General features: G+C 47.0%; 20 protein-coding genes and 1 pseudogene. 19 read left to right on the plus strand and 2 right to left on the minus strand.

The genetic code is table 11. The features are described from left to right. The first annotated feature begins 276 nt into the window (after positions 1-276). The 8 genes and pseudogenes from SG35_RS07525 (at position 277) to SG35_RS07555 (ending at position 9848) form a co-directional block, all read left to right on the plus strand. Complete coding sequence (locus tag SG35_RS07525) at positions 277-1728, plus strand: flagellin (protein ID WP_044830655.1); 1452 nt, start codon at positions 277-279, stop codon at positions 1726-1728. A gap of 616 nt (positions 1729-2344) precedes the next feature. Next, positions 2345-3802, plus strand: coding sequence for a flagellin (locus SG35_RS07530; protein WP_044830656.1), 1458 nt, complete (start codon positions 2345-2347; stop codon positions 3800-3802). Between the two features lie 319 nt (positions 3803-4121). Continuing rightward, positions 4122-4481, plus strand: a pseudogene (locus SG35_RS32080) (flagellin N-terminal helical domain-containing protein); the annotation flags it as partial. A gap of 564 nt (positions 4482-5045) precedes the next feature. After that, a complete protein-coding gene (locus SG35_RS32085; protein WP_420794562.1) occupies positions 5046-5570 on the plus strand; it encodes a flagellin in 525 nt (174 codons plus the stop codon). Between the two features lie 194 nt (positions 5571-5764). After that, positions 5765-6235, plus strand: coding sequence for a flagellar protein FlaG (locus SG35_RS07540; RefSeq protein ID WP_084692432.1), 471 nt, complete (start codon positions 5765-5767; stop codon positions 6233-6235). A 107-nt stretch (positions 6236-6342) separates the two neighbouring features. After that, on the plus strand, positions 6343-7776 hold the full coding sequence (gene fliD, locus SG35_RS07545; RefSeq protein WP_044830658.1) for a flagellar filament capping protein FliD: 1434 nt from the start codon (positions 6343-6345) through the stop codon (positions 7774-7776). A 336-nt stretch (positions 7777-8112) separates the two neighbouring features. Beyond that, positions 8113-8910 carry a PEP-CTERM sorting domain-containing protein gene (locus tag SG35_RS07550; protein ID WP_044830659.1) on the plus strand — a complete coding sequence of 266 codons (798 nt, stop codon included), beginning with the start codon at positions 8113-8115 and terminating at the stop codon, positions 8908-8910. 254 nt (positions 8911-9164) lie between these two features. Beyond that, positions 9165-9848 (plus strand): Lcl domain-containing protein, encoded by a 684-nt coding sequence (locus tag SG35_RS07555; protein ID WP_044830660.1) that lies wholly within the window; start codon positions 9165-9167, stop codon positions 9846-9848. A gap of 185 nt (positions 9849-10033) precedes the next feature. Here the strand turns inward: SG35_RS07555 and fliT are convergent, their stop codons facing one another. Beyond that, positions 10034-10390 carry a flagellar protein FliT gene (gene fliT / locus SG35_RS07560; protein ID WP_044830661.1) on the minus strand — a complete coding sequence of 119 codons (357 nt, stop codon included), beginning with the start codon at positions 10388-10390 and terminating at the stop codon, positions 10034-10036. A gap of 29 nt (positions 10391-10419) precedes the next feature. Then, entirely contained in the window at positions 10420-10827 is a 408-nt protein-coding gene (gene fliS, locus SG35_RS07565; protein WP_044830662.1) for a flagellar export chaperone FliS, read from the minus strand. 470 nt (positions 10828-11297) lie between these two features. Here fliS and SG35_RS07570 point away from each other — a divergent pair, with 470 nt between their 5' ends. From SG35_RS07570 to fliL, 11 genes are all read left to right on the plus strand, one after another. Continuing rightward, positions 11298-12830 carry a sigma-54 dependent transcriptional regulator gene (locus SG35_RS07570; RefSeq protein ID WP_044830663.1) on the plus strand — a complete coding sequence of 511 codons (1533 nt, stop codon included), beginning with the start codon at positions 11298-11300 and terminating at the stop codon, positions 12828-12830. A gap of 278 nt (positions 12831-13108) precedes the next feature. Continuing rightward, a complete protein-coding gene (locus tag SG35_RS07575) occupies positions 13109-14275 on the plus strand; it encodes a sensor histidine kinase (protein ID WP_084692433.1) in 1167 nt (388 codons plus the stop codon). Then, a complete protein-coding gene (locus SG35_RS07580) occupies positions 14272-15660 on the plus strand; it encodes a sigma-54-dependent transcriptional regulator (RefSeq protein WP_044830664.1) in 1389 nt (462 codons plus the stop codon). Before SG35_RS07575 ends, SG35_RS07580 begins: the two co-directional genes overlap by 4 nt. A 291-nt stretch (positions 15661-15951) precedes the next feature. Further along, positions 15952-16275, plus strand: coding sequence for a flagellar hook-basal body complex protein FliE (gene fliE / locus SG35_RS07585; RefSeq protein WP_044830665.1), 324 nt, complete (start codon positions 15952-15954; stop codon positions 16273-16275). A 41-nt stretch (positions 16276-16316) separates the two neighbouring features. Next, on the plus strand, positions 16317-18038 hold the full coding sequence (fliF, locus tag SG35_RS07590; RefSeq protein WP_044830666.1) for a flagellar basal-body MS-ring/collar protein FliF: 1722 nt from the start codon (positions 16317-16319) through the stop codon (positions 18036-18038). Further along, positions 18031-19080 carry a flagellar motor switch protein FliG gene (fliG, locus tag SG35_RS07595; protein WP_044830667.1) on the plus strand — a complete coding sequence of 350 codons (1050 nt, stop codon included), beginning with the start codon at positions 18031-18033 and terminating at the stop codon, positions 19078-19080. The genes fliF and fliG overlap by 8 nt, the downstream gene beginning before the upstream one ends. 66 nt (positions 19081-19146) lie before the next feature. Further along, positions 19147-19947 (plus strand): flagellar assembly protein FliH, encoded by an 801-nt coding sequence (gene fliH / locus SG35_RS07600; RefSeq protein ID WP_053042752.1) that lies wholly within the window; start codon positions 19147-19149, stop codon positions 19945-19947. Positions 19948-20098: 151 nt separating this feature from the next. Further along, a complete protein-coding gene (gene fliI, locus SG35_RS07605; RefSeq protein WP_044830668.1) occupies positions 20099-21484 on the plus strand; it encodes a flagellar protein export ATPase FliI in 1386 nt (461 codons plus the stop codon). A gap of 24 nt (positions 21485-21508) precedes the next feature. Next, positions 21509-21949 (plus strand): flagellar export protein FliJ, encoded by a 441-nt coding sequence (gene fliJ, locus SG35_RS07610; protein ID WP_044830669.1) that lies wholly within the window; start codon positions 21509-21511, stop codon positions 21947-21949. 144 nt (positions 21950-22093) lie between these two features. Continuing rightward, positions 22094-24058, plus strand: coding sequence for a flagellar hook-length control protein FliK (locus SG35_RS07615; RefSeq protein WP_044830670.1), 1965 nt, complete (start codon positions 22094-22096; stop codon positions 24056-24058). Positions 24059-24220: 162 nt separating this feature from the next. Then, positions 24221-24760, plus strand: a complete 540-nt coding sequence (gene fliL, locus SG35_RS07620) for a flagellar basal body-associated protein FliL (RefSeq protein ID WP_044830671.1) — start codon at positions 24221-24223, stop codon at positions 24758-24760. Positions 24761-24779: the final 19 nt, after the last annotated feature.

Consider the following 24779-nt stretch of genomic DNA (forward strand, 5'->3'; position numbering starts at 1 on the left):
CGTTTAACGCTTGTTTTTACTCGGTTTGTGTCGCTGTATGACATTTATTTACCGCTTATGGTGGCAATAGTTTGCCAGCGGCAAACGCCACCATCCGAACGGTTAATAACCGCTGAGCTAACAGGCAAGAACAAGCGTTAACGGCAAAGGTTGATTCTTAGACAACAACTTTTAACAACAACGTTTATCGGCAAAGCAATTTGAAGATAACAGAAGAGGCTTCACTTTGCAGGCTTCTAATAACGTAGAGATAATTGAAATCATTAGGAGTTTACTATGGCTTTATCAGTAGTTACCAATACCGCGTCAATTAACGCCCAGCGTAATTTGTCCAGATCCAGTGAAGGCTTGGCTACGTCCATGCAACGTTTATCTTCGGGTATGCGTATTAACAGTGCCCGTGATGATGCTGCGGGGATGCAAATTGCCAACCGTTTGACCTCCCAGGTAAACGGCCTGGGTGTCGCCCAGCGTAATGCCAACGACGGTATTTCCATGGCGCAAACCGCGGAAGGTGCGATGCAGGAATCCTCATCAATATTACAACGTATGCGTGACTTGGCGCTGCAATCTGCCAATGGCTCTAACTCATCTGAAGACAGGGACGCCCTGCAAAAAGAAGTGGCTGATTTACAGCAAGAGCTGACCCGTATCGCCGAAACCACTAAATTTGGTGGCACCAGCTTGCTTGACGGTACTTTTGGTACTAAGCAGTTCCAGGTGGGGGCCAATGCCAATGAAACCATTAATGTGACTTTAAATAATATGTCGGCAGATTCTATCGGCGCCTATGAAGTTAATGATATTGCTCAGGTAACCGGTGTTGCTGCAACGGCTACTACCGATTTAGCTACTACCTTAGGTAATGTTGATACTGCCAGTTTAAACATCAATGGTACCAGCATTGCCGATGCCGATGTTACCGATAAGGGGGCTGCTGATATTGCCGATGCTATTAATGCTGCTGCAACAGGGGTAACGGCAACGGCTAAACTGGATGTGACTATAGATGGTTTAACTTCTGCTGATGATAGCACCATCACCATGCGAAAAGGTGGTGCTGTGGTAGATAGTTATGATTTAACGACTTTTGGTGGCGATATTAACCGTTTAGCTGAAGAAATGCAGGCTGATGGCTATGATGCAGTAGTTGACGGTACCGCACTAACATTAAAAGCCACAGATGTTGACGGTATCCAGATGACAGGTACCGCAGGTACCGCCACTATTGCCAATAATGTTGCAGGTGGTGCTGCAGTGGCCGGTGGTGCAACGAACAATAATATCAGCGTATCTTCCACCTTAACCCTGTCATCTTCGGAAAAAATTGGTATTTCAGGCACTGATGTTGACGATATTTTAGCTGAAGGCGCTTCGATCACCGCTACTGGTGGTGCCGGTGCTCTGACTACGGTTGAGTCGCTTGATATTTCCGGGAATAACTCCGATGGTGCCCAAGAAGCAATAGATGTTATTGATGCAGCATTGGCGCAAATCGATAAGTCGCGTGCCGGCTTGGGTGCGGTGCAAAACCGTTTCAGTCATACCATAAGTAACTTGGCTAATGTTCAGGAAAACGTATCTGCGTCACGCAGCCGGATTCAGGATACCGATTTTGCCTCGGAAACCGCGCAAATGACCAAAAACCAGATCTTGCAGCAGGCGGGTACTTCAATCTTGTCGCAGGCAAACCAAATCCCGCAAGCGGCGGTCAGTTTGCTGGGGTAATAGCCAGGTAAAGGTTTCTTTGAGTTAACAGAGTATTAATAGATTAAAGGGGAAAACTTAGTTTTTCCCCTTTTTTGTCTTGTGCTTCTTGGTTATTGCTCTGTTATAGCCGTTTCTTTAGTTTTGATTTACCTGCCTATGGCTGAATTAACTTTTTAGTCATTGGTGAAAATAAAGTTATCCGTCTTGATAGAGGGTATTATCTGTTAAGCCATAATTAATGCCTCTTTCATCTCTTTTAATGCTCTGTGTTGTTTTAGTGCTTGCTAAACCTGGTTTAATCCCTATTTGCTTTTCTTTTAGCCATTTTTTTGACGATCTCTCTGCTGACTTTTCGAACGCTTGAAACCTGTGTCAAAACAGTGTCTTTGTGTTGTTAACTGTTTGTAATTGCTGTGTTTTTGTGTTTTGGTCTGCTTTTTGCTTTTATGTAGGAACCAAAGCTGTTGAACTGTTAACACTTAGTGTGACTTTTTGACCGCATTAACTCCTGAGTATCCGCTGATGTCATTTATCAGCGAAAGGCTAGCTAATTATTGTACTGGCTACTCGGGAATTGAAAGACAGAGGCTTAGTTATATGTGGGCTTCTAAAGTAGAATATTAGGAGTTTTATTATGGCTTTATCAGTAATTACTAATACCGCATCGCTAAATGCCCAGCGTAATTTAGGGAAGTCAGGTGACGGATTAGCAACCTCAATGCAGCGCTTATCTTCAGGGATGCGTATTAACAGTGCTAAAGATGATGCGGCAGGGATGCAAATCGCTAACCGTTTAACCTCGCAAATAAATGGCCTGTCGGTGGCTCAGCGCAATGCCAATGATGGTATTTCTATGGCGCAAACCGCGGAAGGTGCGATGCAGGAGTCTTCTAATATTTTACAGCGGATGCGTGATTTGGCACTGCAATCTGCCAACGGCTCAAACTCTTCTGAAGACAGAGATGCACTGCAAAAAGAAGTTGCTGACTTACAGCAGGAACTAACCCGTATTGCAGAAACCACTAAGTTTGGTGCTACCAGTTTGCTTGACGGCACCTTCGGTACTAAGCAGTTCCAGGTGGGGGCCAATGCCAATGAAACGATTAATGTCACCTTAAACAACATGGCCGCCGATGTTATTGGCGCTCATCAAATTACAGGTGCCGGTACAGCTGCTGCCGCGAACAGTATAGGGGATGTCGAGAATTCTCTTTTAGCCGCGAATATGGGCACCACAGGGGTGCCCTGGAATATTAACGGTACTACAGTGAACTTTACCGCTGGCTGGGGCGCCTCATCCCGAGCCGATGCTATCAATGATGCTTCTACAGGTGTTGATGCCAAGGCTGTTTTAACGACGAGAATTCAGAGTTTGACTACAGCCGATTCCGGCATCCTTAATGTCTATAAAAAAGGGGCGGTAGATGATGCTTTTGATTTAGCTACCTATGGCGGTGATATGGAGCGTTTAACCGAAGACCTGCAGGCAGCCGGTTACGATGCGGTTTTTGATGCCGACTTAAACGGTGGGCTTGGCGGCATAGACATAGTTGCAACTGGTGTTGATGGTTTTGAAGTTACTGCTACTGCCGGTGCCACAATACAGATGGGACCCGCAGGTGGTTTAGGTAACTCGGCGGGTAACCCGCTATCGCATTCGGCGGAGTTACACTTGTCGTCATCGGATAAAATTGGTATTTCCGGTACCAATGTCGATGAAATATTAGGTGGTGCCAATATCACTGCTACCGGTGGCTCCAGTGAGTTAAGCTCTGTTGAAAGCATGGATATTTCCGGTACGGATTCAAGCGGCGCACAAGCGGCCATCGATGTCATTGATGCCGCCTTGGCACAAATTGATGAAAATCGCGCCGGTTTAGGTGCGGTGCAAAATCGCTTAAGCCATACCATAAGCAACTTGGCTAATGTTGAAGAAAACGTTTCTTCATCCCGTAGCCGGATACAAGATACCGACTTTGCTAAAGAAACTGCGATTATGACCAAGAACCAGATCCTGCAGCAGGCGGGAACTTCTATACTGTCGCAGGCAAACCAGATCCCGCAGGCGGCGGTAAGCCTGTTAGGGGGCTAATCCTGAATTAGCTAATTTTCGTTAACTAAAGTCATATTCCCTTCGGCTGCGCGAGATACTCCTGGTAGTGCAGCCACTTTTTTCTTTTTTTATTAATTTTATAATAAACTTGTAAGCACCCGTTTTTACTGGCCTGGTCCATAATTTACCCGATTGTTAGTGGTTATTTGTAGCTGCTATTTGGCAATTTTTAAAAAAAAGATTAAAGGTATTTTTTTCCTTGCCGTTAACACTTAATAGCAGGGGCTAGTAATCATTATCTCAGCACCTGATACAAACATAATGAGTTTATTACGACATGTAATCAGGAGTTATCAAAATGGCTTTATCAGTAATTACCAATACCGCGTCACTAAACGCACAACGTAACTTATCTAAATCAAGTGATGGCTTAGCCACCTCAATGCAACGTTTGTCTTCTGGTATGCGCATCAACAGCGCCAAAGATGATGCTGCCGGCCTGCAAATTGCCAACCGCTTAACTTCGCAAATCAATGGTTTGGGAGTAGCGCAACGTAATGCCAACGACGGTATTTCAATGGCGCAAACGGCTGAAGGCGCAATGCAGGAGTCTTCTTCTATCCTACAACGTATGCGTGACCTGGCGCTGCAATCTGCCAACGGTTCAAACGGCGCCGATGAGCGTGAAGCGCTGCAAAAAGAAGTTTCTGATTTGCAACAGGAATTAACCCGCATTGCAGAAACGACCCAGTTTGGTGGTACCCAGCTACTTAACGGTGATTTCGGTACTAAACAGTTCCAGGTGGGGGCCAATGCCAATGAAACCATCAATGTTTCTTTAAGTGATATTTCTGCCGATGCCATCGGAGCTTATGAAGTAGAAGGTATTGCTACCGTTATCGGTGTTGCTGCTACCGCAACTACAGATTTGGCTACTACTTTAGGCAATGTCGATACTGCCAGTTTAAATATCAACGGTACCGCTATTGCCGATGCATCAGTAACGGATAAAGGCGCTGCCGATATTGCCGATGCCATTAATGCTGCGGCTACCGGGGTTACAGCCACAGCAAAACTGGATGTTACCATAGATGCTTTAACTTCAGCTGATGATAGTGTTATCACCCTGCGTAAAGGTGGTGCTGCTGTTGACAGTTATGATTTGGCTACTTTTGGTGGTGATATTGACCGTTTGGCAGAAGAGCTGCAAGCAGATGGTTATGATGCCGTTGTTGACGGTACAGCGCTTACGCTAAAAGCAACAGATGTTGATGGTATTCAAATGACGGGTACAGCAGGTACTGCCACGATTGCCAATAATGTTACCGGTGGTGCTGCGGTAGCCGGTGGTGCAACCAACAATGATATCAGTGTTTCATCTACCTTAACCTTGTCGTCTCCGGATAAAATTGGTATCTCAGGTACCGATGTCGACGATATTTTAGCTGGTGCTAGCATTACAGCTACAGGTGGTACAGGTACCTTAACTACAGTCGAAACCCTGGATATTTCCGGTACGACTTCTACCGGTGCGCAGGATGCTATTGAAGTTATCGATGCCGCATTAGCGCAAATCGATAGCCAGCGGGCAACCTTAGGTGCGGTGCAAAACCGTTTTAGTCATACTATCAGTAACTTATCGAATGTATCGGAAAACGTATCTGCTTCTCGCAGCCGTATTCAGGATACCGATTTTGCTTCTGAAACAGCGCAAATGACGAAGAACCAAATCTTGCAACAGGCCGGTACTTCGATTCTTGCCCAATCGAACCAGTTACCACAAGCGGCGCTTAGTTTAATCGGGTAATTTATTACAAGTTAAGCAGTGAAAAGGAAGGCACATTTATGGCCTTCCTTTTATGCTTTAAGTACTTTTACTTTAACCTTGATTTTTAGCACTGGATTTGCCAACTTCTTACAAAGTGAGCTGTTTAAAAAACAACCTTGTTTCAGTAGCTAATCATAAAGGTAAAGCGTAAAATAGTAATAAAGGAGTAAAAAATGAGTAATGTACTAAACGGACAGCAAACGATTAACAGCCTGAATTTCGATTTAGGCAAACAAACTGCTGCCGCTCAGGCGGAAAATGCTCAGGTTAATACTCAGGTTAATACTGAAACAGCTAAAGCTGAGTTGAAGTCGGAAGCTAAACAGTCTGTTGAGCAACAAAATGCTGTCGATAAGGCCGAACTGAACGCATTAGCAGACAGGAGCAACACTGGCGAAGTAACCACAAAAGCACAAATGAACAGCGAACAGCTAGAAGTTGTGGCACAAAAGCTGCAAGAATTTGTCAGTGGCATGAACCGTGGTTTGGAATTCCTGGTGGATGAGGACTCCGGGCGTGATGTGATTAAGGTCGTCGACAAAAACACCGGTGATTTAGTCAAACAGTTTCCTTCAGAAGAGGTGCTTGAGTTAGTCGCCCACTTGTCAGAAGCCACAGGTAATTTTATTGATTCGAAAATTTAATGGTGCCGATGTTAATCGCAAGATGAATAAATTGTACTGTGAAATTTATATGGGTGGCTTGTTGTCTGTTCTCTTAAGCTAAATTAAGTTAGGTAAATGGTGTTATTATGGCTGGTATTTCGTTTCCCGGGGTAGGCTCCGGATTACAGGTAAGTGAAATTGTGACTGCGATTGTTAACGCAGAAAAAGTGCCGTATCAGAACAGGGTCACTCAAAAACAAGCTGAATTTACCACTGACATTTCCGCTATAGGCTCTTTAAAGTCTGCTTTACAGGAAGTAAATACTTCTTTGGAAGCCTTAGGCGATGCAGATAATTACCAGCAACGTACCGCGAGCGGCCGTGACGATTTTATTGGTATCAGTTCCACCAAAGATGCTGCCGTTGGTAATTACTCCATTGAAGTAGATGCGCTGGCCAGTTCCCATAAACTGATGTCTGGTGCGATTGATAGCTCAACCCCTGTTGGGGAAGGCACCATGACCATAGAGATCGATGGCGACAGTTTTGATGTTGTTGCATCCGCTACCACCACCTTAAGCGAATTAAGGGATCTCATTAATGATGATGCCGCGAATGATTCGGTCGTTGCAACTATTATTACCGATGGTACAGATCAACATTTAGTCCTTAACAGCAAAGAAACCGGAGTCAGCAGTGAAATAAAAATTACTGTTGATGACATTGACGGTAATGATACCGATGGTACAGGCCTATCTCAGCTAGCTTACGATGCCCTGGCAGCCACCCCAGTGTTAAATATGACCGAGGTAGATAAGGCCCTTGATGCACAAATAACCATTGACGGTAATGTAACCGTTACCAGTAGTACCAATGATTTTAAAGATGCTATTGATGGCGTGACCATTACTGCCAAAAAAGTTCATGATATTGCTGGCGGTGATGATCTGAGTAAAGCGACAATTTCTGAAGATAACAGTAATATTGCCACCGGCATTAATGCTTTTATTGAAAGTTTTAATGCCCTGGTTGATCTGAGTGATCAATTAGGAAAATCTGAAGATGGGGCTGTCGGTGCCTTAGCCGGCGATTCTATGTTACGTAATGTGATGTCGAAAATTCGCTCACAGTTTACTACCGATTTTGAAACCGGTGTCAGCAGTTCAGGTAAGACGACTTATTCCATGCTGGCAGAGCTTGGGGTACGCACCGAGCGGAGCGGCCATTTAAGTTTGGATTCAGATACCCTGGATGACTTGATTGACAATGACCCGAATAAAATTCAGAACTTCTTCGTTGGTACTGATACTGCCACAGGCTTTGTTGAAAGCACGGAAGAGTTGCTTGAATTTTATACTCAGTCTGATGGTTTGATCGATCGTCGTATTGAGGGCAACAATACCCAGATATCTAAACTGGAAAAGGATGTTGAAGCATTTAATGTAAAAATGGATGCGCTGGAAGCACGCTTGTATGCCCAGTATAATTCCATGGATACTTTAGTCGCACAGCTAAATAATACCGGCAGTTATATTACCCAACAGTTAGACAATATGCCCGGGGTAGTAAAAGACTCTTAGTTTTCATTAAATTTCCATTTTTATTGCTCAAAATAACAGAAGCTATTTGCATACGGTGAATAGCTTCTTTTTTTGGGTAAATTTTAGCAGTCATCATCACTTCAAATAATTGGCACCATTTCACCTGAATTTTGCTATCTCAAAAATAAGTCGCTTACTTTCATAAAATATCAATCTCAACTGCAGATCTTGGCCCTGTTTGTGCTTGTTTACTACAAGCGGCAATTTTTGCCGCTTTCTGCCGGGCGTTAAAAAGTAACCGGTAGCCGTGAAGATGGTGTTAAGTCAGAACTATTGTAGCCATCGGCAGAAAATAAGATGTAGCGGAGTAGTAACATGAAAACAACTATAAAGGTTAAATTAAAGCCGTTGGCTAAAGCCTGTTTTTTGCCGGGATTATTGGGAGCTATGCTCACTATGCCTGGCCAGGCTGGCGCCAGTTTGATAGAGCGTAGTATTGTAGTTGATAGTGGTGAAAATGTATCGGCCTATTACGATGATGTGCTGGATATTACCTGGCTAAAAGATGCCAATTATGCGCAAACCTCTGGATATAATCTGGGGGGGAAAATGACCTGGAGTCAAGCTAAATCCTGGACGAAAGACTTAACCTTAGGCGGTTACGCAGACTGGCGATTACCCCAGGTACAAGCCATTAACCCCGGAGGGTTAAATTATATTGTGGCTTTTGATGGCAGCAGTGATTATGGCTACAACAGCATCAGTGTCATGCATGAAATGGCCTATATGTTTACCGTAAACTTAGGGTTAGCGTCTGCTTTTAATACCGACAGTACTAAAAATGATGATTGGGTCAGTTATATCACCGGGGATGAAGTTAATACCAGTATTCTAGGGAATGAAATTGAGATTGATAACTTAAAAAGTTATAAATACTGGTATGGACAAGATCGTTCCTGGACTTCGGGAGGAAGTGGTGGTTGGGCGTTTAATGCCAATAATGGTTATCAGTTTACCGAAGGGAAAGATGCTTATAATTATGCCTGGGTTGTACATGACGGTGATATCGGGGAGCCGGTAATTAGTGAAGTACCTGAGCCAGGTTCATTGGCATTATTCGGTTTAGCCATATTTAGTTTAAGAGTGCGTAACTATGTTGCCACCTCTTTTTAGCAGTTATCTTTAAGACAAAGCGGTTAAGTTTTGCCTCTACTTCTCTTTCCGGTAATCACAAAGCACCTTTACTGTGGGTATAGGTGCTTTTATTCATTCTTTTATAACTTTTAATGAATTTGTGCTACCACGGGCTTAATTTCGTTATCGTCGATGTATGGCTTGATTTTTGCTATTACAGTAGCTCATTTTTATTGTTTTCGGCTTTTAAGAACAAGAGTTTTTTGATGTCGAGTAGTTAACGGAGTAGTAAGATGAGAACAAAAATAAAACAATTAGCGCAGTCAAGTTTATTATTAGCCACATTGGCAGCATCAACCCAAGCGAATGCAAACTTGATCGTACGCGATGGTGGTATGGTTTATGACGATGTTCTGGACATTACCTGGCTACAGGATGCTAACTATGCCAAAACCTCAGGTTATGATAGTGACGGTAAAATGAGTTGGGATGAGGCAAATGCTTGGGCAGATGAGCTCGTATTTGGCGGTTTTGATGATTGGCGTCTGTTTAATGCACCAGTTATTGATACAACTTGTACTAACTTTGCTGCCGATGTTAGTTATGGTTATAACTGTACATCGAGTGAGCTAGGACATTTATTTTATGTTGATTTTGATTTAAACCAAGGTGAATCAATATTGTCTGCCACAGGAGAAGGACTTAATAATTTTAATTTATTTACTAATATTCAAACTCATTGGTACTGGTCTGGGAATACAGTAGAAAGCAGCCCTGATAATGCGCTAGGTTTTATTAACAGCATTGGCTGGCAAGGGTTTCCGACTAAAGATACTCATATGTATGGCTGGGCTGTTCGTGACGGTGATGTAGCTAACGCCGGGGGCAATGAAGTACCAGAACCCGGGTCTCTGGCTTTATTAGGCCTGGCTATGCTCGGGTTAAGTGCTCGTCGTTATAGCTCTTCCTTCAAGTAGATAAATGTTTGCTCTATGCTTTAGGTGACTTTCAAGTATTAAAATTAAGCTCTCTGATATCAGGGAGCTTTTTCTTTAGCGAAATAACTGAATCCAGGCAATCTATTTTTTATACGATCTGTTATGACAGCCTGTTTGAGGCTTTGTTACAGAGACTAGTTTGAAGAGAGTTAGATAACGGGGGATTATTTGCCCTTATAGGCATTGACAGCTTTTTGGTTCTTTTTAAACCCCACCAGTTGATCTGCTACTGCCTGCTTGTATTCATTGCAGCGGGCCAATATTTGGTGGTCGAGTTGTTGAAGGGTATTTAATAGTGGATTTTCTACCTGGTAGGCGCTTTTATCATAGGCCTGGAAAAAATGCTGCACACCGGCAAACCTTTGTGCTTCCTTTTGTGCGAGCAAAATCACATCTATTTCTTCTTCCTGAACTATAGCCAGCATTTCTTCTGATAAAGCAATCAGTGCCAGCAACTCGTCTTTCAGGCTCGATGCTGGCTCTGCTTTTTGCTCTTGGTTGGTTAGCGGCTCTAAAGTCATGTTTGCTCTTAATCTTTTATAGCTGGTTATTAAGCCGATTCAAAGCTGACTTTATCCTGCTCTTCTTTAGGAATGCTGTCCCAACCGGCTTTGATCGGCAATAAAATTTGAATGATCTCATCCAGTAAGGCTTCATCATTGTTGGTGTTGGCTTCCACCAGTTTATCCGAGCAGAAGATATAAAGATCGGACAGGTTGCGGGAAATATCGCCGCCTTGCTCAAAGTCCAGTGAACCCTGCAGTACCCCTATGATGGTAATTGCTTTTGACAGCAAATCACCTTTTTTGGCGTGATCTTTTTGCTGGATAGCTCCTTTCGCTGAAGCAATATTACCCAGTAACTTTTGGAACAGCATGGCCACGAGCTGGTAAGGGTTTGCTTCTTTTGCCGCGCTCACCGTAGTTTGCTGATATTTTTTAACTGATATATGTGCCATAAGTGTACTCCACCAAGTGTCCGCTACTTCATCTTAACAGTGTAAGAAATACCGGTAAACTTGTCATTTGATATTTGATTAATCCGGCATTTGCCTGACTAATACCTGAATTATTGCTATTTGTTACTAATAAGCATTTATTATGCCTATTTTTACAGTTTTAGTGTTTTTTACTGGTTTTAAGTAAAAATAACATATCATGCTCTTTGATATACCTTATATAACGGCGGAAGGTGAATTTTCTCCAATGAATTTAACGAAAGTCTTGTTTAAATATCAGTAAAGTTAATTTTTCTTTGTTGCTAGTTTTCTTGATCTGCCGTGTTATTAATTGTTTATATGAATTTGTTTAAATCAAAGTCAAAAAAATGGCATTGGCCGTAAAAAGCGTCATAAATTTGTTGCTAATTCTGTGCTACTCGCTAAAATCACATAATACGTGATATAAATTAGTGGTTTATCAGGGTATTATGCAAGAGCAAAAACATATAATAGTGGTTGATAGCGATGACGCCAGGCGTGGGCACGTTGAAACAGTTTTGTCTTTTGTCGGCGAACATTACCATGCCATGGATGAAGGCCGGTTATCTGCTTACCTGCTGGATAAGGTCACCACAGGCTCTGCTGCTAAAACCAGGGAAAATCATTCTGTATTAACCGTGATCCTCTGCGGCCGGTTATCTCCTGAGCTGGTACAAACGATACAGCAATATCCGGCGATCCCCTTTGTTATTCACGATGTCTTAGATCAACAGCCGTTAACGTCCTGCGTCAATATTATCGGTGAATTAAAAAAACCGCTCAATTATGCCCAGCTGACCGAGCTGATCCATCACTGCCACCAGTATCATAATAAGTTGCCGTCCAAGCAGGGCAAGAATAAGGCGCCTAGCGCCTTGTTCCGCTCACTGGTAGGCGTCAGTGAAGCCATGAACCAGGTGCGCTTTTTAATCGAGCAGGTGGCCGATACCAATGCCACGGTTTTAGTCTTGGGGGAATCGGGCACAGGTAAAGAAGTGGTGGCCCGCAATATTCACGATCTTTCCGAGCGCTCAGGTGCGGCTTTTGTGCCGGTGAACTGTGGCGCCATTCCGGGAGACTTGCTGGAAAGTGAGCTTTTTGGTCATGAAAAAGGGGCCTTTACCGGCGCCATCTCTGCCCGTAAGGGGCGTTTTGAGCTGGCAGAGGGCGGCACCCTGTTTCTCGATGAAATCGGGGATATGCCGCAGCCTATGCAGGTTAAGCTGCTAAGGGTTTTGCAGGAGCGCACCTTTGAACGGGTAGGGGGCAGCAAAAGCATTAAGGCGGATGTCCGTATTATTGCCGCCACCCACCAGCAGCTTGAAGGTATGATCAAAACCGGGGATTTTCGTGAAGATTTGTTTTACCGTTTAAATGTCTTCCCCATCGAAACCCCGGCGCTTAGAGAACGCCAGGAAGATGTGCCGCTATTGTTGCAGGAGTTGGTGAAACGTTTCGAGCAGGAGCAGGGGCACAGTGTCCGCTTCACCGATCAGGCAATAGAGTCACTGCAGCAGCATCCCTGGTCCGGAAACGTCAGGGAATTGTCGAATTTAATCGAGCGTATGATCATCATGTACGGCGACCAGGTGGTCAATGTCAGTGAGCTACCGGCCAAGTACCGCCACATAGAAGTGGAAGAATACCAGCCTGAATATCCGGAAGAGCTGCAGGAAAGAGAAGCCATTAACGAATTGTTTTCCGGTTTCGACTATGAAGAAGAAGATGAAAGCACTGCACCGGGTATCGAGTCATTTGGCAGTTTTGAGGCATTCGAGCAGGAAGCGTCAACCGATGGGGTATTGCCGGCAGAAGGCTTGAACCTGAAAGAACATTTGGCCGAGCTGGAAGTTTCCCTGGTCACCCAGGCATTAGAGCGTCATGACTGGGTGGTAGCCCGGGCAGCTGAGCTTCTGGGTATGAGACGTACCACCTTAGTGGAGAAAATGCGTAAATATCAGCTGCAAAAAGACAGTGACTAAGCGAAGCGTTACACCAGGTAAATGCTAAACCGGACACAGCGTTAATAAGGAGCCTGTTTTCCTGTTATATGAGCAGAGCAGGCTTCGCCATTTTACTACCGGCCATAACTTAACAGCGGCCAACCACAGGCCGGTATTGATAAACTTCCCGCCCCAGCCAATTTATTGACAAGCCTTTTCTTTAAAATATTTCTAATAATCCACTGTAAATAAAGGAAAAATTTATTGGCACAGAAGCTGCATCGTTGAACTCGTGATTATTTATTGAGTGAAGTCTTATGGCAGTTGCATTACATAAAACGACTGAAAATTTTTTCAACCAAAGCGATGTGTCGTTTCATTATCAAAGAAACGCCCTGCAGCAAGAAGCCTATCCGGGTGAATTAGAGCAGTTACGTCAGCAAAGCGGTCAGTACGGACAGATCATTGATGTCATGCCTACGGGTATGGTCATGCTCGACGGTGACGGCGTGGTGGTTAAAATCAACAAGGTTGCCAGGCTGTTGCTCGATGAACCTATCTTAGGTCAACCCTGGTTTGACGTTATCCGCCGCTCGTTCAAACCCCGTGCCGATGACTGGCATGAAGTCTCGTTAAAAGACGGCCGCCGGGTAAAACTGGAAATTACCACCTTAGGGGATCAGCCGGGTCAGCTCATTATGATCACAGATCTTACCGAAACCCGTTTGCTGCAGGATAAAATGGCGCAGATGCAGCGCTTATCTTCCCTGGGGCGCATGGTATCATCCCTGGCACACCAAATCCGTACACCGCTGTCTGCGGCCATGTTATATGGCGCCAATCTGAGTAACGGTAAATTAAACGACCAGGCCCGGGATAATTTTCAGAGTAAGCTTATGTCACGGCTGCAGGATCTGGAGCAACAGGTTAACGACATGCTGTTATTTGCCAAAAGCGGCAAGGAGCAGGTGGTGAATGCCCTCTCGGTTAACGACATTATTGAAGAATCCGTTGCCGGCATTGATGTGCTGGCGATAAAAGAAAAAGCGCAAATCAGCGTGCTGCCCTGCGAAGGCGACTGCCAGATTTTGGGTAATAAAACCGCGCTCAGCGGCGCCATCCAAAACCTGATCCATAACAGCTTGCAGGTAATAGAGCAGCAAGGTGAAATTACCATTGCCAGCCGCTGCACTACCTCACATGCCCTGATCAGTGTCCGGGATAACGGTCCGGGGATCAGTAAGGCGCAGGCGACAAAAATATTCGAACCTTTTTATACCTCAAAAGTGCACGGTACCGGCTTAGGCCTGGCCGTGGTTAAAGCGGTGGCCAATGCCCATCACGGCAGTGTGCACTTGATCAGCAGCCCGGGTGAAGGGGCTAATTTTTGTTTAAAAATTCCGTTACTGGCAAACCAGCCGCAAGGCCAAGTGTCAGTAACACAAGCACAACCTATAGAGCGACCTCAGGAGGCAGCCTTATGATCACCAGTAAGTTATTAGTGGTTGAAGACGACGCCGGCTTACGTGAAGCCTTAGTCGATACCTTATTATTAGCCGGTTATCAGTGCCTTGAAGCCGAATCCGGTGAAGCAGCCTTGTTGCAGCTTAAAAGCCAGCACATTGACCTTGTAGTCAGCGACGTCAATATGGGCGGAATGTCGGGTTTGTCTTTGCTGAAAAGTATAAAAAGCAATTACCCCAATATGCCGGTATTGCTGATGACGGCATACGGCACCATAGACGATGCGGTACAGGCCATGAAAGACGGCGCCTGTAACTATATGGCCAAACCTTTTGCGCCTGAAGTGTTATTGAATATGGTTTCGCAATACGTGCCGCTGCAGGTGGTGAACCATGAAGCGCCGATTGCCGAAGATGCCCGCTCGAAAGAGTTGCTGACCCTGGCCCAGAAAGTAGCCTCAACCGATGCCTCTGTAATGGTATTGGGGCCAAGCGGCTCGGGTAAAGAAGTGCTGGCACAGTTTGTCCACTATAATTCCCCCCGTGCGGATCAGCCGTTTGTCGCCATTAACTGTGCGGCGATACCGGAAAATATGCTCGAAGCCACCCTGTTCGGTTATGAAAAAGGCGCCTTTACCGGTGCGATCCAGGCTTGTCCGGGTAAATTTGAGCAGGCACAGGGCGGTACCATCTTATTGGATGAAATCACCGAGATGGACTTAGGCCTGCAGGCGAAGATCCTTCGAGTATTGCAGGAGCGGGAAGTCGAGCGTTTAGGCGGCCGTAAAACCATTAGCCTGGATGTGCGGGTGATTGCCACCAGTAACCGCGACCTTAAAGAAGCGGTTGCCGAAGGCGTATTCCGGGAAGATTTATATTATCGTTTAAATGTTTTTCCGCTGACCTGGCTGCCGCTGGGACAACGTCGGGATGATATTTTACCGCTGGCGAAACACCTGGTGAAACGTCATAGTCAAAAAAATGGCAATGGTGTTGCCGAGATCGAATTCTCCGCCAGTGCCCGCAGCAAGCTGATCGCCTATCAATGGCCGGGTAATGTCCGTGAGCTGGATAATGTCATTCAAAGGGCGCTGATCTTGCACACAGATAATATGATTGATGCCACAGATTTGCTCATTGAAAACTTTGATACCATGAGTATTAATACCAGCCTTAACCAACAGCCGGTACAGGCTCAGGTACCACAGGCACAGCCGGTCATCCCGGCGGCTGACGATAAACTCGGCAGCGAGCTGAAATTACAGGAGCATCAGATCATTCTCGATACCTTGCAAACCTGCCAGGGCAGCCGCAAGGAAGTCGCGGACCGCCTGGGCATAAGCCCGCGTACCTTAAGGTATAAAATTGCCCGGATGCGCGACAGCGGCATCCAGATCCCGGCATAACATCGGTATAAATAGGCCACTGAAGGGCCAAAATGATGCCAGAAGCGTTAACTCCAGGGTTAGCGCTTCTGCTTATCCTTTTTATCTTGTTCCTCCGACAAGCCGCACTCTCGCTGCTTGTTTTTTGATAATTTATTAAAGTGTTAAATTATCGTCACGGTTTTTACCATTATCAATTATAAGCAAGCTGTTGTTTTTGCTTATTTATTTTTGTATTTGTTTCTTGGCATTCTCTTTGCATTATTAGACTTATATCAGTAAGCACAAGAAATTGACATAAGCGAGTAAGCCATGGATATTACAACTAATTCCCTATACGCACAGATGCAGAGCATGTCTTTGGAAGCGTCAGGTAATAATATCACCTCGATGCCTAAAGTGAATCAATCTTCAAGTGACTTTGGCAACATCCTTCAGGATGCGGTAAAATCCGTGAACGAACTGCAAAAAGATGCGGGTGCGAAGAAAACAGCGTTTGAATTGGGCGACCGAAGTGTTACCCTCGCTGAAACTATGATTGCCAGTCAAAAGGCCGGTATTGCCTTTGATGCAACGGTTCAGGTACGCAACAAGTTTGTCGAAGCATATAAAGAAATTATGAGTATGCCTGTTTAAGACAGTGGCTAAGCAAGTAAACGGGTAAACGGAGAAGTACAGTGGCAGATACATCAGGTTCAACAGGTTTAGCGGTGAGTGAGGGCGGCGCGGATTTAATTGCTTCGGAAAATGGCGATAACATTGAAGAGCAAAAGTCCGGTTTTGCCGCCAGCCTGGGTAATGTTGATGTTTTGCGTCAAATTACCCTGGTGATGGCGCTGGCCATTTGTCTGGCCATCGCGGTATTTGTCATCATGTGGGCCAACCAGCCGGAATACCGGATGCTGACTAAGTTGCCTACCGAACAGTTAATCGAAACCATGGATTTTCTCGATGCCAACAAGGTGGAATATCGCCAGGAAAGCAACACCATCTCGGTACCCGCCGAAGATTATCAAAATATTAAGCTGTTACTGGCCCGTGAAGGCTTGACCGATGAACCCAAAGAAGGCTCGGAAATTCTGATGCAGGACATGGGCTTTGGTGTCAGCCAGCGCCTGGAAAGCGAACGCTTAAAACATGGCCGCGAGCAGCAGCTGGCCAGAACCATAGAAGAGTTACAGTCTATTTCCCGTGCCAAGGTATTGCTGGCGATCCCAAGAGAAAATGTTTTTGCCCGCCGGGCAAAAAGTCCCTCGGCAACCGTTGTACTGACCATGCAAAGGGGCAGGGTACTGGCAGAAGAGGAAGTAGATGCGGTGGTTGATATTATCGCTTCTGCGGTACAGGGGTTAGATCCTAACCGGGTGACGGTAACCGATCAAAACGGCCGTTTGCTTAATTCCGGCAGCCAGGACTCTATTTCCTCCCGCTCACGTAAAGAGTTTGAAATCGAACAAAAACGTGAGCAGGAATACATGGATAAAATCGATACCATCCTGATCCCCGTGGTTGGTTTGGGCAATTATACCGCCCAGGTGGATGTCACCATGGATTTTACCAATACTGAAGAAACTCAGCGCCGCTATAACTCAGATTTACCCGCGCTGCGCAGTGAGATGAAGGTAGAAGATAATTCTATCGGCGGCGTTTTAGGTGGTATTCCCGGTGCCCTGACCAACCAGCCGCCGCTGGAGTCGGATATTCCTGAAAATGCCCTGGGTAATAACCAGCAGAGAACCATGCCGAGCCGTAAGCATACCGAGTCCACCAAGAATTACGAGTTAGATGAAGCCATCAGCCATACCAAGCAGCAGGCGGGGGTGATTCGCCGCATCAGTGTCTCGGTGGCGCTGGATTATCTGCCGTCGACGCCGGCAGAGGGTGAGCCGACTATGGTGCCGCGTTCGGTGCAGGAACTGGCCAATATCCGCCGTTTACTTCAGGGCAGTATCGGGTTTGACCTGCAGCGCGGCGATGTGCTTGAAGTGGTCACCCTGCCGTTCTCCCGTGCCGATTTAGGGGTACAGGTTGAGCCGCCGATTTATGAGCAGCCCTGGTTTATGAAAATGGTTAAGCTGGTGTCCGGCGCCTTAGTGATCATCGTCTTGATTGTTGCGGTTGTCCGTCCTATGCTCAAACGGTTAATCTACCCGGATCAGTCACCGGCGGATTATGGTGATAAATCACTGGATAGCCATATAGATCTGGGCGATGAAACCATGGATATGTTAACCTCAGATTTTGACGCCGGTGCGGTAGGGTTTGCGCCGGATGGTAGCCTGCAATTACCGGATCTGCACAGAGACGAAGATGTCCTTAAAGCGGTACGGGCATTGGTGGCAAATGAACCTGAATTATCCTCCCAGGTTGTGAAAAGTTGGTTGAGCGAAGATGAGTGATGAAATCCAAGAATTAGCGCCTATGGCGCCGGGCTTTGATGTTGATAAACTTGACGGCATCGAGCGGGCGGCCATTTTATTGCTGAGCTTGTCTGAAGAAGATGCGGCCCAGATCTTAAAACACTTAGAGCCCAAGCAGGTGCAACAGGTGGGTATGGTGATGGCGGGTATGGAAGACTTTACCCAGGAAAAAATCACCGCGGTCCATAAGCTGTTTATCAATGAAATCCAGAACTTCAGTACCATAGGCTTCCAGAGTGAAGAGTTCGTGCGCAAAGCGTTGACGGCGGCCTTAGGTGAAGATAAAGCCGGTAACCTGATTGACCAGATCATCATGGGCAACGGCGCCAAAGGTCTGGACTCACTGAAGTGGATGGACTCCAAGCAAGTGGCGAATATTATCCGCAACGAGCATCCGCAAATCCAAACCATAGTTTTGTCCTATTTAGAGCCGGAGCAATCGGCAGAAATCCTCGGCCAGTTTGCCGATAAGGTCCGCCTGGATCTGATGATGCGTATCGCCAACCTGGAAGAAGTCCAGCCGGCGGCCTTGCAGGAATTAAACGAGATCATGGAAAAACAATTTGCCGGTCAGGCAGGCGCCCAGGCTGCGAAGATGGGAGGTCTCAAAGCCGCGGCAGATATTATGAACTACCTGGATACCAATGTGGAAGGTATGCTGATGGACTCTATCCGCGAACATGATGAAGAAATGAGTCAGCAAATCCAGGATCTGATGTTTGTCTTTGAAAACCTTGCCGATGTTGATGACCGCGGTATCCAGGCCATACTGCGTGACGTGCAGCAAGACGCCCTGATGAAAGCAATTAAAGGCGCTGATGAAGCCCTGAAAGAGAAAATTCTCAATAACATGTCTAAACGTGCGGCAGAAATGCTGGCGGATGATCTCGAAGCTATGGGGCCGGTGCGTATCAGTGAAGTGGAAGCGGCGCAGAAAGAGATCTTGTCTGTGGCCAGACGTCTGTCCGATGCCGGTGAAATCATGCTCGGCGGCGCCGGTGGCGGCGATGAGTTCCTGTAATTTTCCGTTAACTCCAATGTTGTATTTGCCGGCTGCCACAGCCGGTTATTCTCTTAAGGCCGCTTTATGAGTAATGATATTCGCCCCACCGTGCATCAGGTGATCAAAAAACAATCCGAGGAAGGTTTAGATGTCTGGCCTTTGCCTACGGTGGAAAAACCCTTGACGGCGGAGGAAGAAGCGAAAACCAATGCCATTGGCAAGAAAAGCAACTGGCGCTATGAGCCCCCGGAAGAAATTGAGGTGGAAGAGCCACAGCCGCTGACGGCTGAGGAAATCGAAGAAATCCGCCAGGCGGCCCATGAAGAAGGTTTCAGCCAGGGCAAAGAAGAAGGTTTTGCCAAGGGTTATGAAGAAGGCAAAGTCAAAGGGCATGAAGAAGGCCTGGGCAAGGGCCATGAAGAAGGCATGGCCTCCGGGTTGGAAGCGGGTAAAGAAACCATAGACGGTTTAAGCCAGAACTGGCAAATGATGATAGATCAGCTGCATCACCCTATGGCCAATGTTGATAAAAATATCGAAGAGCAGTTGTTGGCGCTGGTGGCGCAATTAACCGAAGCCGTGGTATTGCAGGAGGCGAAAACCAATCCCGATATTTTGATGGCGGCGATCAGCACCGGCATCAAGGCTTTGCCCGGACAGGAAGCACAAACACAGATCCATTTACATCCCGAAGATATTCGCCTGGTGGAGCAGCAATTTGGCAGAGAGCATATTCACGAAAGCGGCTGGCGGCTGCTACCGGCGCCGCAGCTGGAGCGGGGCAGTTGCCAGATAGAAAATAGTACTTCCAATATCGACTTGCAGATAAAATCCCGTTTAAAGCAGGTGCTGGACAGTTTTCTCGAAGAGGCCTTGCACCAATAAGCTTATAGCGGCTAAGTTTTGCCAACTCTTGGCGATAACTCCGGTCTAACTAAGTTACCGGGTCTTGTCTTGGCTTATTTGAAATGTTGGAGCATTTCTTGCAGAAACTTTGGCAATAAACCTTGTTCGTTATTTTTGTCAAAGAGTTGTCATGGTCGATACTGCCCGCATTACACAAAGGCTGCAAGCCTGCCAGCAATATATCCACCCCTATAGACAGTCGGTTGCCGGCCGCCTGGTGCGGGTGGTGGGCCTGACCCTGGAAGCTGTAGGCGTTAAAGCGCCTGTGGGCAGCCAGTGCCTGGTAGAAACCTCCCAGGGAGATCTGATCGCCGAGATTGTCGGCTTTTCCCAGGACAAAACCTATCTGATGCCGGAACAAAGCGTGCAGGGAGTCTTGCCGGGCGCCCGGGTATTGCCGTTATCCACTAAAGCCAAATTGCCGCTATCCATGGATTTGCTTGGACGGGTTATTGACGGTGTCGGTAATCCGCTCGACGGCAAAGGGCCGATCAAAAACAGCGACAGTTATCATTACAATACCCGGCCGATCAACCCCTTATCCCGCCGGGCAATATCCCAGCCCCTGGATGTCGGGGTACGTTCAATCAACAGCTTTATTACCGTAGGACAGGGCCAGCGTATGGGGCTTTTTGCCGGCTCCGGTGTCGGTAAAAGTGTGCTGCTTGGCATGATGACCCGGGGCACCACCGCCGATGTTATCGTCGTTGGCCTGGTTGGCGAGCGTGGCCGTGAAGTAAAAGAATTTATTGAAGAGATCCTTGGCGAAGAGGGCCGGGCAAGATCTGTGGTGGTGGCGGCGCCAGCGGATAATTCACCGTTAATGCGCCTGAAGGGCTGTGAAACCGCGGTACAGATCAGCGAGTACTTTCGCGATCAGGGACTTAATGTCCTGCTGTTATTAGACTCTCTTACCCGTTACGCCCAGGCCCAGCGGGAAATCGCACTGGCGGTGGGAGAGCCGCCGGCAACGAAAGGCTACCCGCCCTCGGTGTTTTCTAAACTGCCGCAGCTGGTAGAGCGGGCCGGTAACGGCGGCGAAGGGCAGGGCTCCATCACCGCCTTTTATACCGTACTGACCGAAGGGGATGATTTACAAGATCCCATCGCCGATGCCTCACGGGCGATATTGGACGGTCACATCGTACTGTCACGGGCACTGGCAGATGCCGGACACTTCCCGGCAGTGGATGTCGAAGCTTCTATCAGCCGGGTAATGCCTATGGTGACCAGTGACGAACACCAGCAATTGGCGCGTAATTTAAAGCAGGTCTATTCCCTGTACCAGCAAAACAAAGACTTGATTGCCATCGGCGCCTACAGCAAAGGCAGCGATCCGCGTATCGATCAGGCGATCCAGTTGCTGCCGGTGATCAATTTCTTCCTGCAGCAAAAAATGCGTGAAGTGATCCCCTATGATCAAAGCCTGACCCAGTTGCAGGAAATTATTTCTGCTGCCCAGGCCAATGCCAATAATCAACAGGGCGCAGCTGCCCAGCAAGCAGCTGGTGCTTAAAAAGCGGTGCAAGGATAAGTCGTTATGCCGATGAGACAGTTAAACACCCTGCTTAAATTTGAGCAGGATAAAGAAGCCACCGCCGCTCAGAAGTTGCAGGCGGCAGAGCTGGACTACCAGCAGAACCTGCAAAGGTTAACCGGGGTGCAGGATTATCGCCTGGAGTATATGAAGCGCTTAAGTCAGCGCTCACTTTCGGGCATAGACAGTGCCACTTACAGTCATTTTCACGGTTTTATTGCCAAACTCGATCATGCCGCCGAGCAGGTACAGATCGCCATTAAACAGGCAAAATCCATGTTGGAACTGAGAAAGAAACAATGGCTGGCGCAGCGTCAGAAGGTGAAAGCGGTAGAGCACCTGAAAGAGCAGCAATTAAAGAAAGTGGCTGTGCTCGCGGAAAAGCGCGAACAGAAGATGTTTGATGAAATTGCCACCCAACAGTTTATCCGCCGTAACTATTAAGGTTAATTGTTGGAGTGTTTTTTGCTTAATTATTATAACTAAGCTTTTACCAAGCTTGCCAGGGGCGGTTGGCCGGTAAAGCGAGATTAACCTTGATAGACGTTTTTATTTATTGGCTTAATTCAATTTAAAACTGGGATTGTTATGAATCAAATTAATTTTTTATCACAAGATCTTATCAAAACTGCTGATAATAAAGCAGATAGTTCAGGTGTTGAATCAAGATCCCAGGGCAGGGACGACAGCTTTTCTTCCCTGGTAGAGCAGCACAGCCAAAATGATCCCCGCAATAAAACCGAGCGGCAAAGCAATAAAAGCGGCAACTCAACCGGCAACTTAGCCGGTAATGAAGGCGGCAACCGCGCCGCTGATAAAAGCGTGAAAGACGTTTCGCGGCCAAAAGATAGTAGCAAAGCCGGTGAACCTGTGGAGCCGGCAGAGCAAAACGCGGAACCTGTGGCCAGAGAAGCGTCAGAGACTGATAATCAGGTGGCCAAAGAAGCCGAAAATGTTGAAAATACCGAGCCCGGAACGAACGGCAAGCCGGATAAAGCCAAAGATCCCCAGAGCCTGATTGACCTGCTTGGCGCTTCGGCCAAGTTGTTGCAGCAGCAAGTTATGGGCGAAGGCGCAGGTAAACAGGAGTTAACCGGTGATGTCAATATCGATGCCGACTTGCTGGAGACGAGTTCAGGAGAAACTTCTGTGCTTGCCAAACTTAAAGGCCTGGTAAGCCAGCCGACATCGGCAAAGGAAATAAATGTACAGCTTGAAGGACAAGCAGTCGAGGGAGAAAACCTGGAAGGTGAAGGCTCTGAGGCAGAAACCCTAATAGCAGAGCAGGCGGCAAAACAGGCGAACAAGGCACAAACAAGCGCACAAGATGCTGAGTTATTGGCGAAACTAAAAGGCGGAGAAGCCGAAGCGGCAACGAAAGACAAAGCCGGACAGTTGGAAGCCCCTTTAAGTGACAAAAAATTGTCACCCCAGGAACTTATGGCTAAGGCGCAGCAAGCACTGGCGGCAGAGCTAAATGCTAAAGCCGCTGCCGGTAATGGTGACAATGAAACCGGTGAAGCGGGCGATGATGTCTTGATGGATAAAACCTTTACGGCAGGCAAGGTGTCCCTGGCAGAAGGCGATATCAGTGCTAAAAAGTCGATTCAGGTTAATAAGGCCCCAGGTGATGCAACTAAAGGGGGCGGGGCTGCAGCTCTGGCCCAATCTGCGGCGAATAATCCGTCCCCGGATCAAGCCGTGGCAGATATTGACCCTGCTGTGGGTGATAATATAGCTGTTGCCGATACTAAAGCCGCAGCCTTGCAAAACCAAGGCGGCACAGAAAACCACCGGCCTTTAGGTTTGGCGGCTGAGCACGGCGGGCAAGGTACCGGCAGCCAGGGGGGCAGCGAGCAGGGAAAAAATAACGGCAACCAGTCGGGGCAGCAGCCAAGTTCCGCTGAGGCGTTAATGGCGAAAGAAGAAACCAGCCAGGCCCAGCAACATAAAGTGGCGACAACTCCCTTGAAGGAACAAAGCGTATTGGCGGCGCAAATGAATAACTCCGCCCTTGCCAACTCGGAAACGCCGCAGGCGCACAATTCTGAGCATGTCTTAGATTCGGTAGCCACTAAGGTGAATGCCGAAAATTTGCAGACGCAAAAAAATAACCTGACCACCCTTAATGAAGCCCTGAACCTGCGTAAAGATTTTGCCGGCCCGATGAAAGAAAAAGTCATGATCATGATTAACCAGAAAATTCAGCAGGTGGAAATACGTCTTGACCCGCCGGAGCTGGGCAATATGCATGTCAGGGTGAATCTGCAAAATGAGCAGGCGGCGGTAAACTTTTTAGTGCAAAGCCAGCAGGCAAAAGAAGCGCTGGAGCAGGGGATGGGCAAACTCAAAGATATGCTTTCGGAAAGCGGTGTTGATGTCGGCGATGCCAATGTTGCCCAACAGCAGCAGGGCTCCGGGGATAATGAACAGGGTTTTGGCCATGATCAGCAAGGCAATGGCCGGGAAAACCATGGGCTTGAACAGCCGGAGCTGGTGATGCAGGCAAGTTTTGAGCAAGGCACGGCTTCCGGGGTTGATTACTATGCCTAGTTTGGCTTTGGCCTGCTTGGTTGAACCCCAACAGTTATGCTGGTTAAAGCCTGTGCAATTGGCCTTGATTCGCTTATAAAAAATGATAAATTCATTGGCTCGGTGGCTATTCAAGGATATAGTCTAGTGTAGATTGGCTAATTTTAAGAAAAAGGGTCACAAATGGCTGATGACAAAGAATTAGAGCTGGATAAACCGGCAAAAAATAAAAAAATTATCATCATTGCTGCTGTCGTTGCCGTTCTTGCCCTGGCAGGCGGGGCCGCCTTCTTTTTTCTCGGCGGTGATTCGGTAAGCGAAGCTGAACTTGAAGCGGCACTCGATACTGCAGATCCGGCGGTGGTTGCTGCCCAGGTCGAAGAAACGGCGGCGGCAGAAGCCGGTACCGCCTTGTATGTGCCGATGCCGCGTCCGTTCCGTTTTAATGTCCCGGGGGCTTCCCGAGACAGGTTTGTTGAAATCCGGGTGCAGCTGTTGGTACGCGGTGCAGACAATGAAGAAACCGCGAAAAAACATGTGCCTTTGCTGGAAAGCACCCTGTTAGGGGTTTTCTCGCAGGCCAATGCCGATGATCTCTCCACCAGTGCCGGAAAAACCTCACTGAAGCAAAAGTCGCTGGCGGAAGTGCAAAAAATTATGATGGATATCGCCGGTAATAAAATCATTGAACAGGTATTGTTTACCGGTTTTGTTATGCAATAGCAATGTGGCTGCAAAAAAG

The sequence above is a fragment of the Thalassomonas actiniarum genome, from assembly GCF_000948975.2.
Classification (GTDB): Bacteria; Pseudomonadota; Gammaproteobacteria; order Enterobacterales; family Alteromonadaceae; genus Thalassomonas; species Thalassomonas actiniarum.

Coding starts and splice junctions, on each gene's coding strand:
- SG35_RS07530 (WP_044830656.1), top strand. CDS start 2,345: ATGGCTTTATCAGTAATTACTAATACCGCATCGCTAAATGCCCAGCGT.
- SG35_RS32085 (WP_420794562.1), top strand. CDS start 5,046: ATGACGGGTACAGCAGGTACTGCCACGATTGCCAATAATGTTACCGGT.
- SG35_RS07550 (WP_044830659.1), top strand. CDS start 8,113: ATGAAAACAACTATAAAGGTTAAATTAAAGCCGTTGGCTAAAGCCTGT.
- fliT (WP_044830661.1), bottom strand. CDS start 10,390: ATGACTTTAGAGCCGCTAACCAACCAAGAGCAAAAAGCAGAGCCAGCA.
- fliI (WP_044830668.1), top strand. CDS start 20,099: ATGGTCGATACTGCCCGCATTACACAAAGGCTGCAAGCCTGCCAGCAA.
- SG35_RS07580 (WP_044830664.1), top strand. CDS start 14,272: ATGATCACCAGTAAGTTATTAGTGGTTGAAGACGACGCCGGCTTACGT.
- fliE (WP_044830665.1), top strand. CDS start 15,952: ATGGATATTACAACTAATTCCCTATACGCACAGATGCAGAGCATGTCT.
- SG35_RS07615 (WP_044830670.1), top strand. CDS start 22,094: ATGAATCAAATTAATTTTTTATCACAAGATCTTATCAAAACTGCTGAT.
- fliD (WP_044830658.1), top strand. CDS start 6,343: ATGGCTGGTATTTCGTTTCCCGGGGTAGGCTCCGGATTACAGGTAAGT.
- SG35_RS07555 (WP_044830660.1), top strand. CDS start 9,165: ATGAGAACAAAAATAAAACAATTAGCGCAGTCAAGTTTATTATTAGCC.
- fliJ (WP_044830669.1), top strand. CDS start 21,509: ATGCCGATGAGACAGTTAAACACCCTGCTTAAATTTGAGCAGGATAAA.
- SG35_RS07570 (WP_044830663.1), top strand. CDS start 11,298: ATGCAAGAGCAAAAACATATAATAGTGGTTGATAGCGATGACGCCAGG.
- fliL (WP_044830671.1), top strand. CDS start 24,221: ATGGCTGATGACAAAGAATTAGAGCTGGATAAACCGGCAAAAAATAAA.
- SG35_RS07575 (WP_084692433.1), top strand. CDS start 13,109: ATGGCAGTTGCATTACATAAAACGACTGAAAATTTTTTCAACCAAAGC.
- fliG (WP_044830667.1), top strand. CDS start 18,031: ATGAGTGATGAAATCCAAGAATTAGCGCCTATGGCGCCGGGCTTTGAT.
- fliS (WP_044830662.1), bottom strand. CDS start 10,827: ATGGCACATATATCAGTTAAAAAATATCAGCAAACTACGGTGAGCGCG.
- SG35_RS07540 (WP_084692432.1), top strand. CDS start 5,765: ATGAGTAATGTACTAAACGGACAGCAAACGATTAACAGCCTGAATTTC.
- SG35_RS07525 (WP_044830655.1), top strand. CDS start 277: ATGGCTTTATCAGTAGTTACCAATACCGCGTCAATTAACGCCCAGCGT.
- fliH (WP_053042752.1), top strand. CDS start 19,147: ATGAGTAATGATATTCGCCCCACCGTGCATCAGGTGATCAAAAAACAA.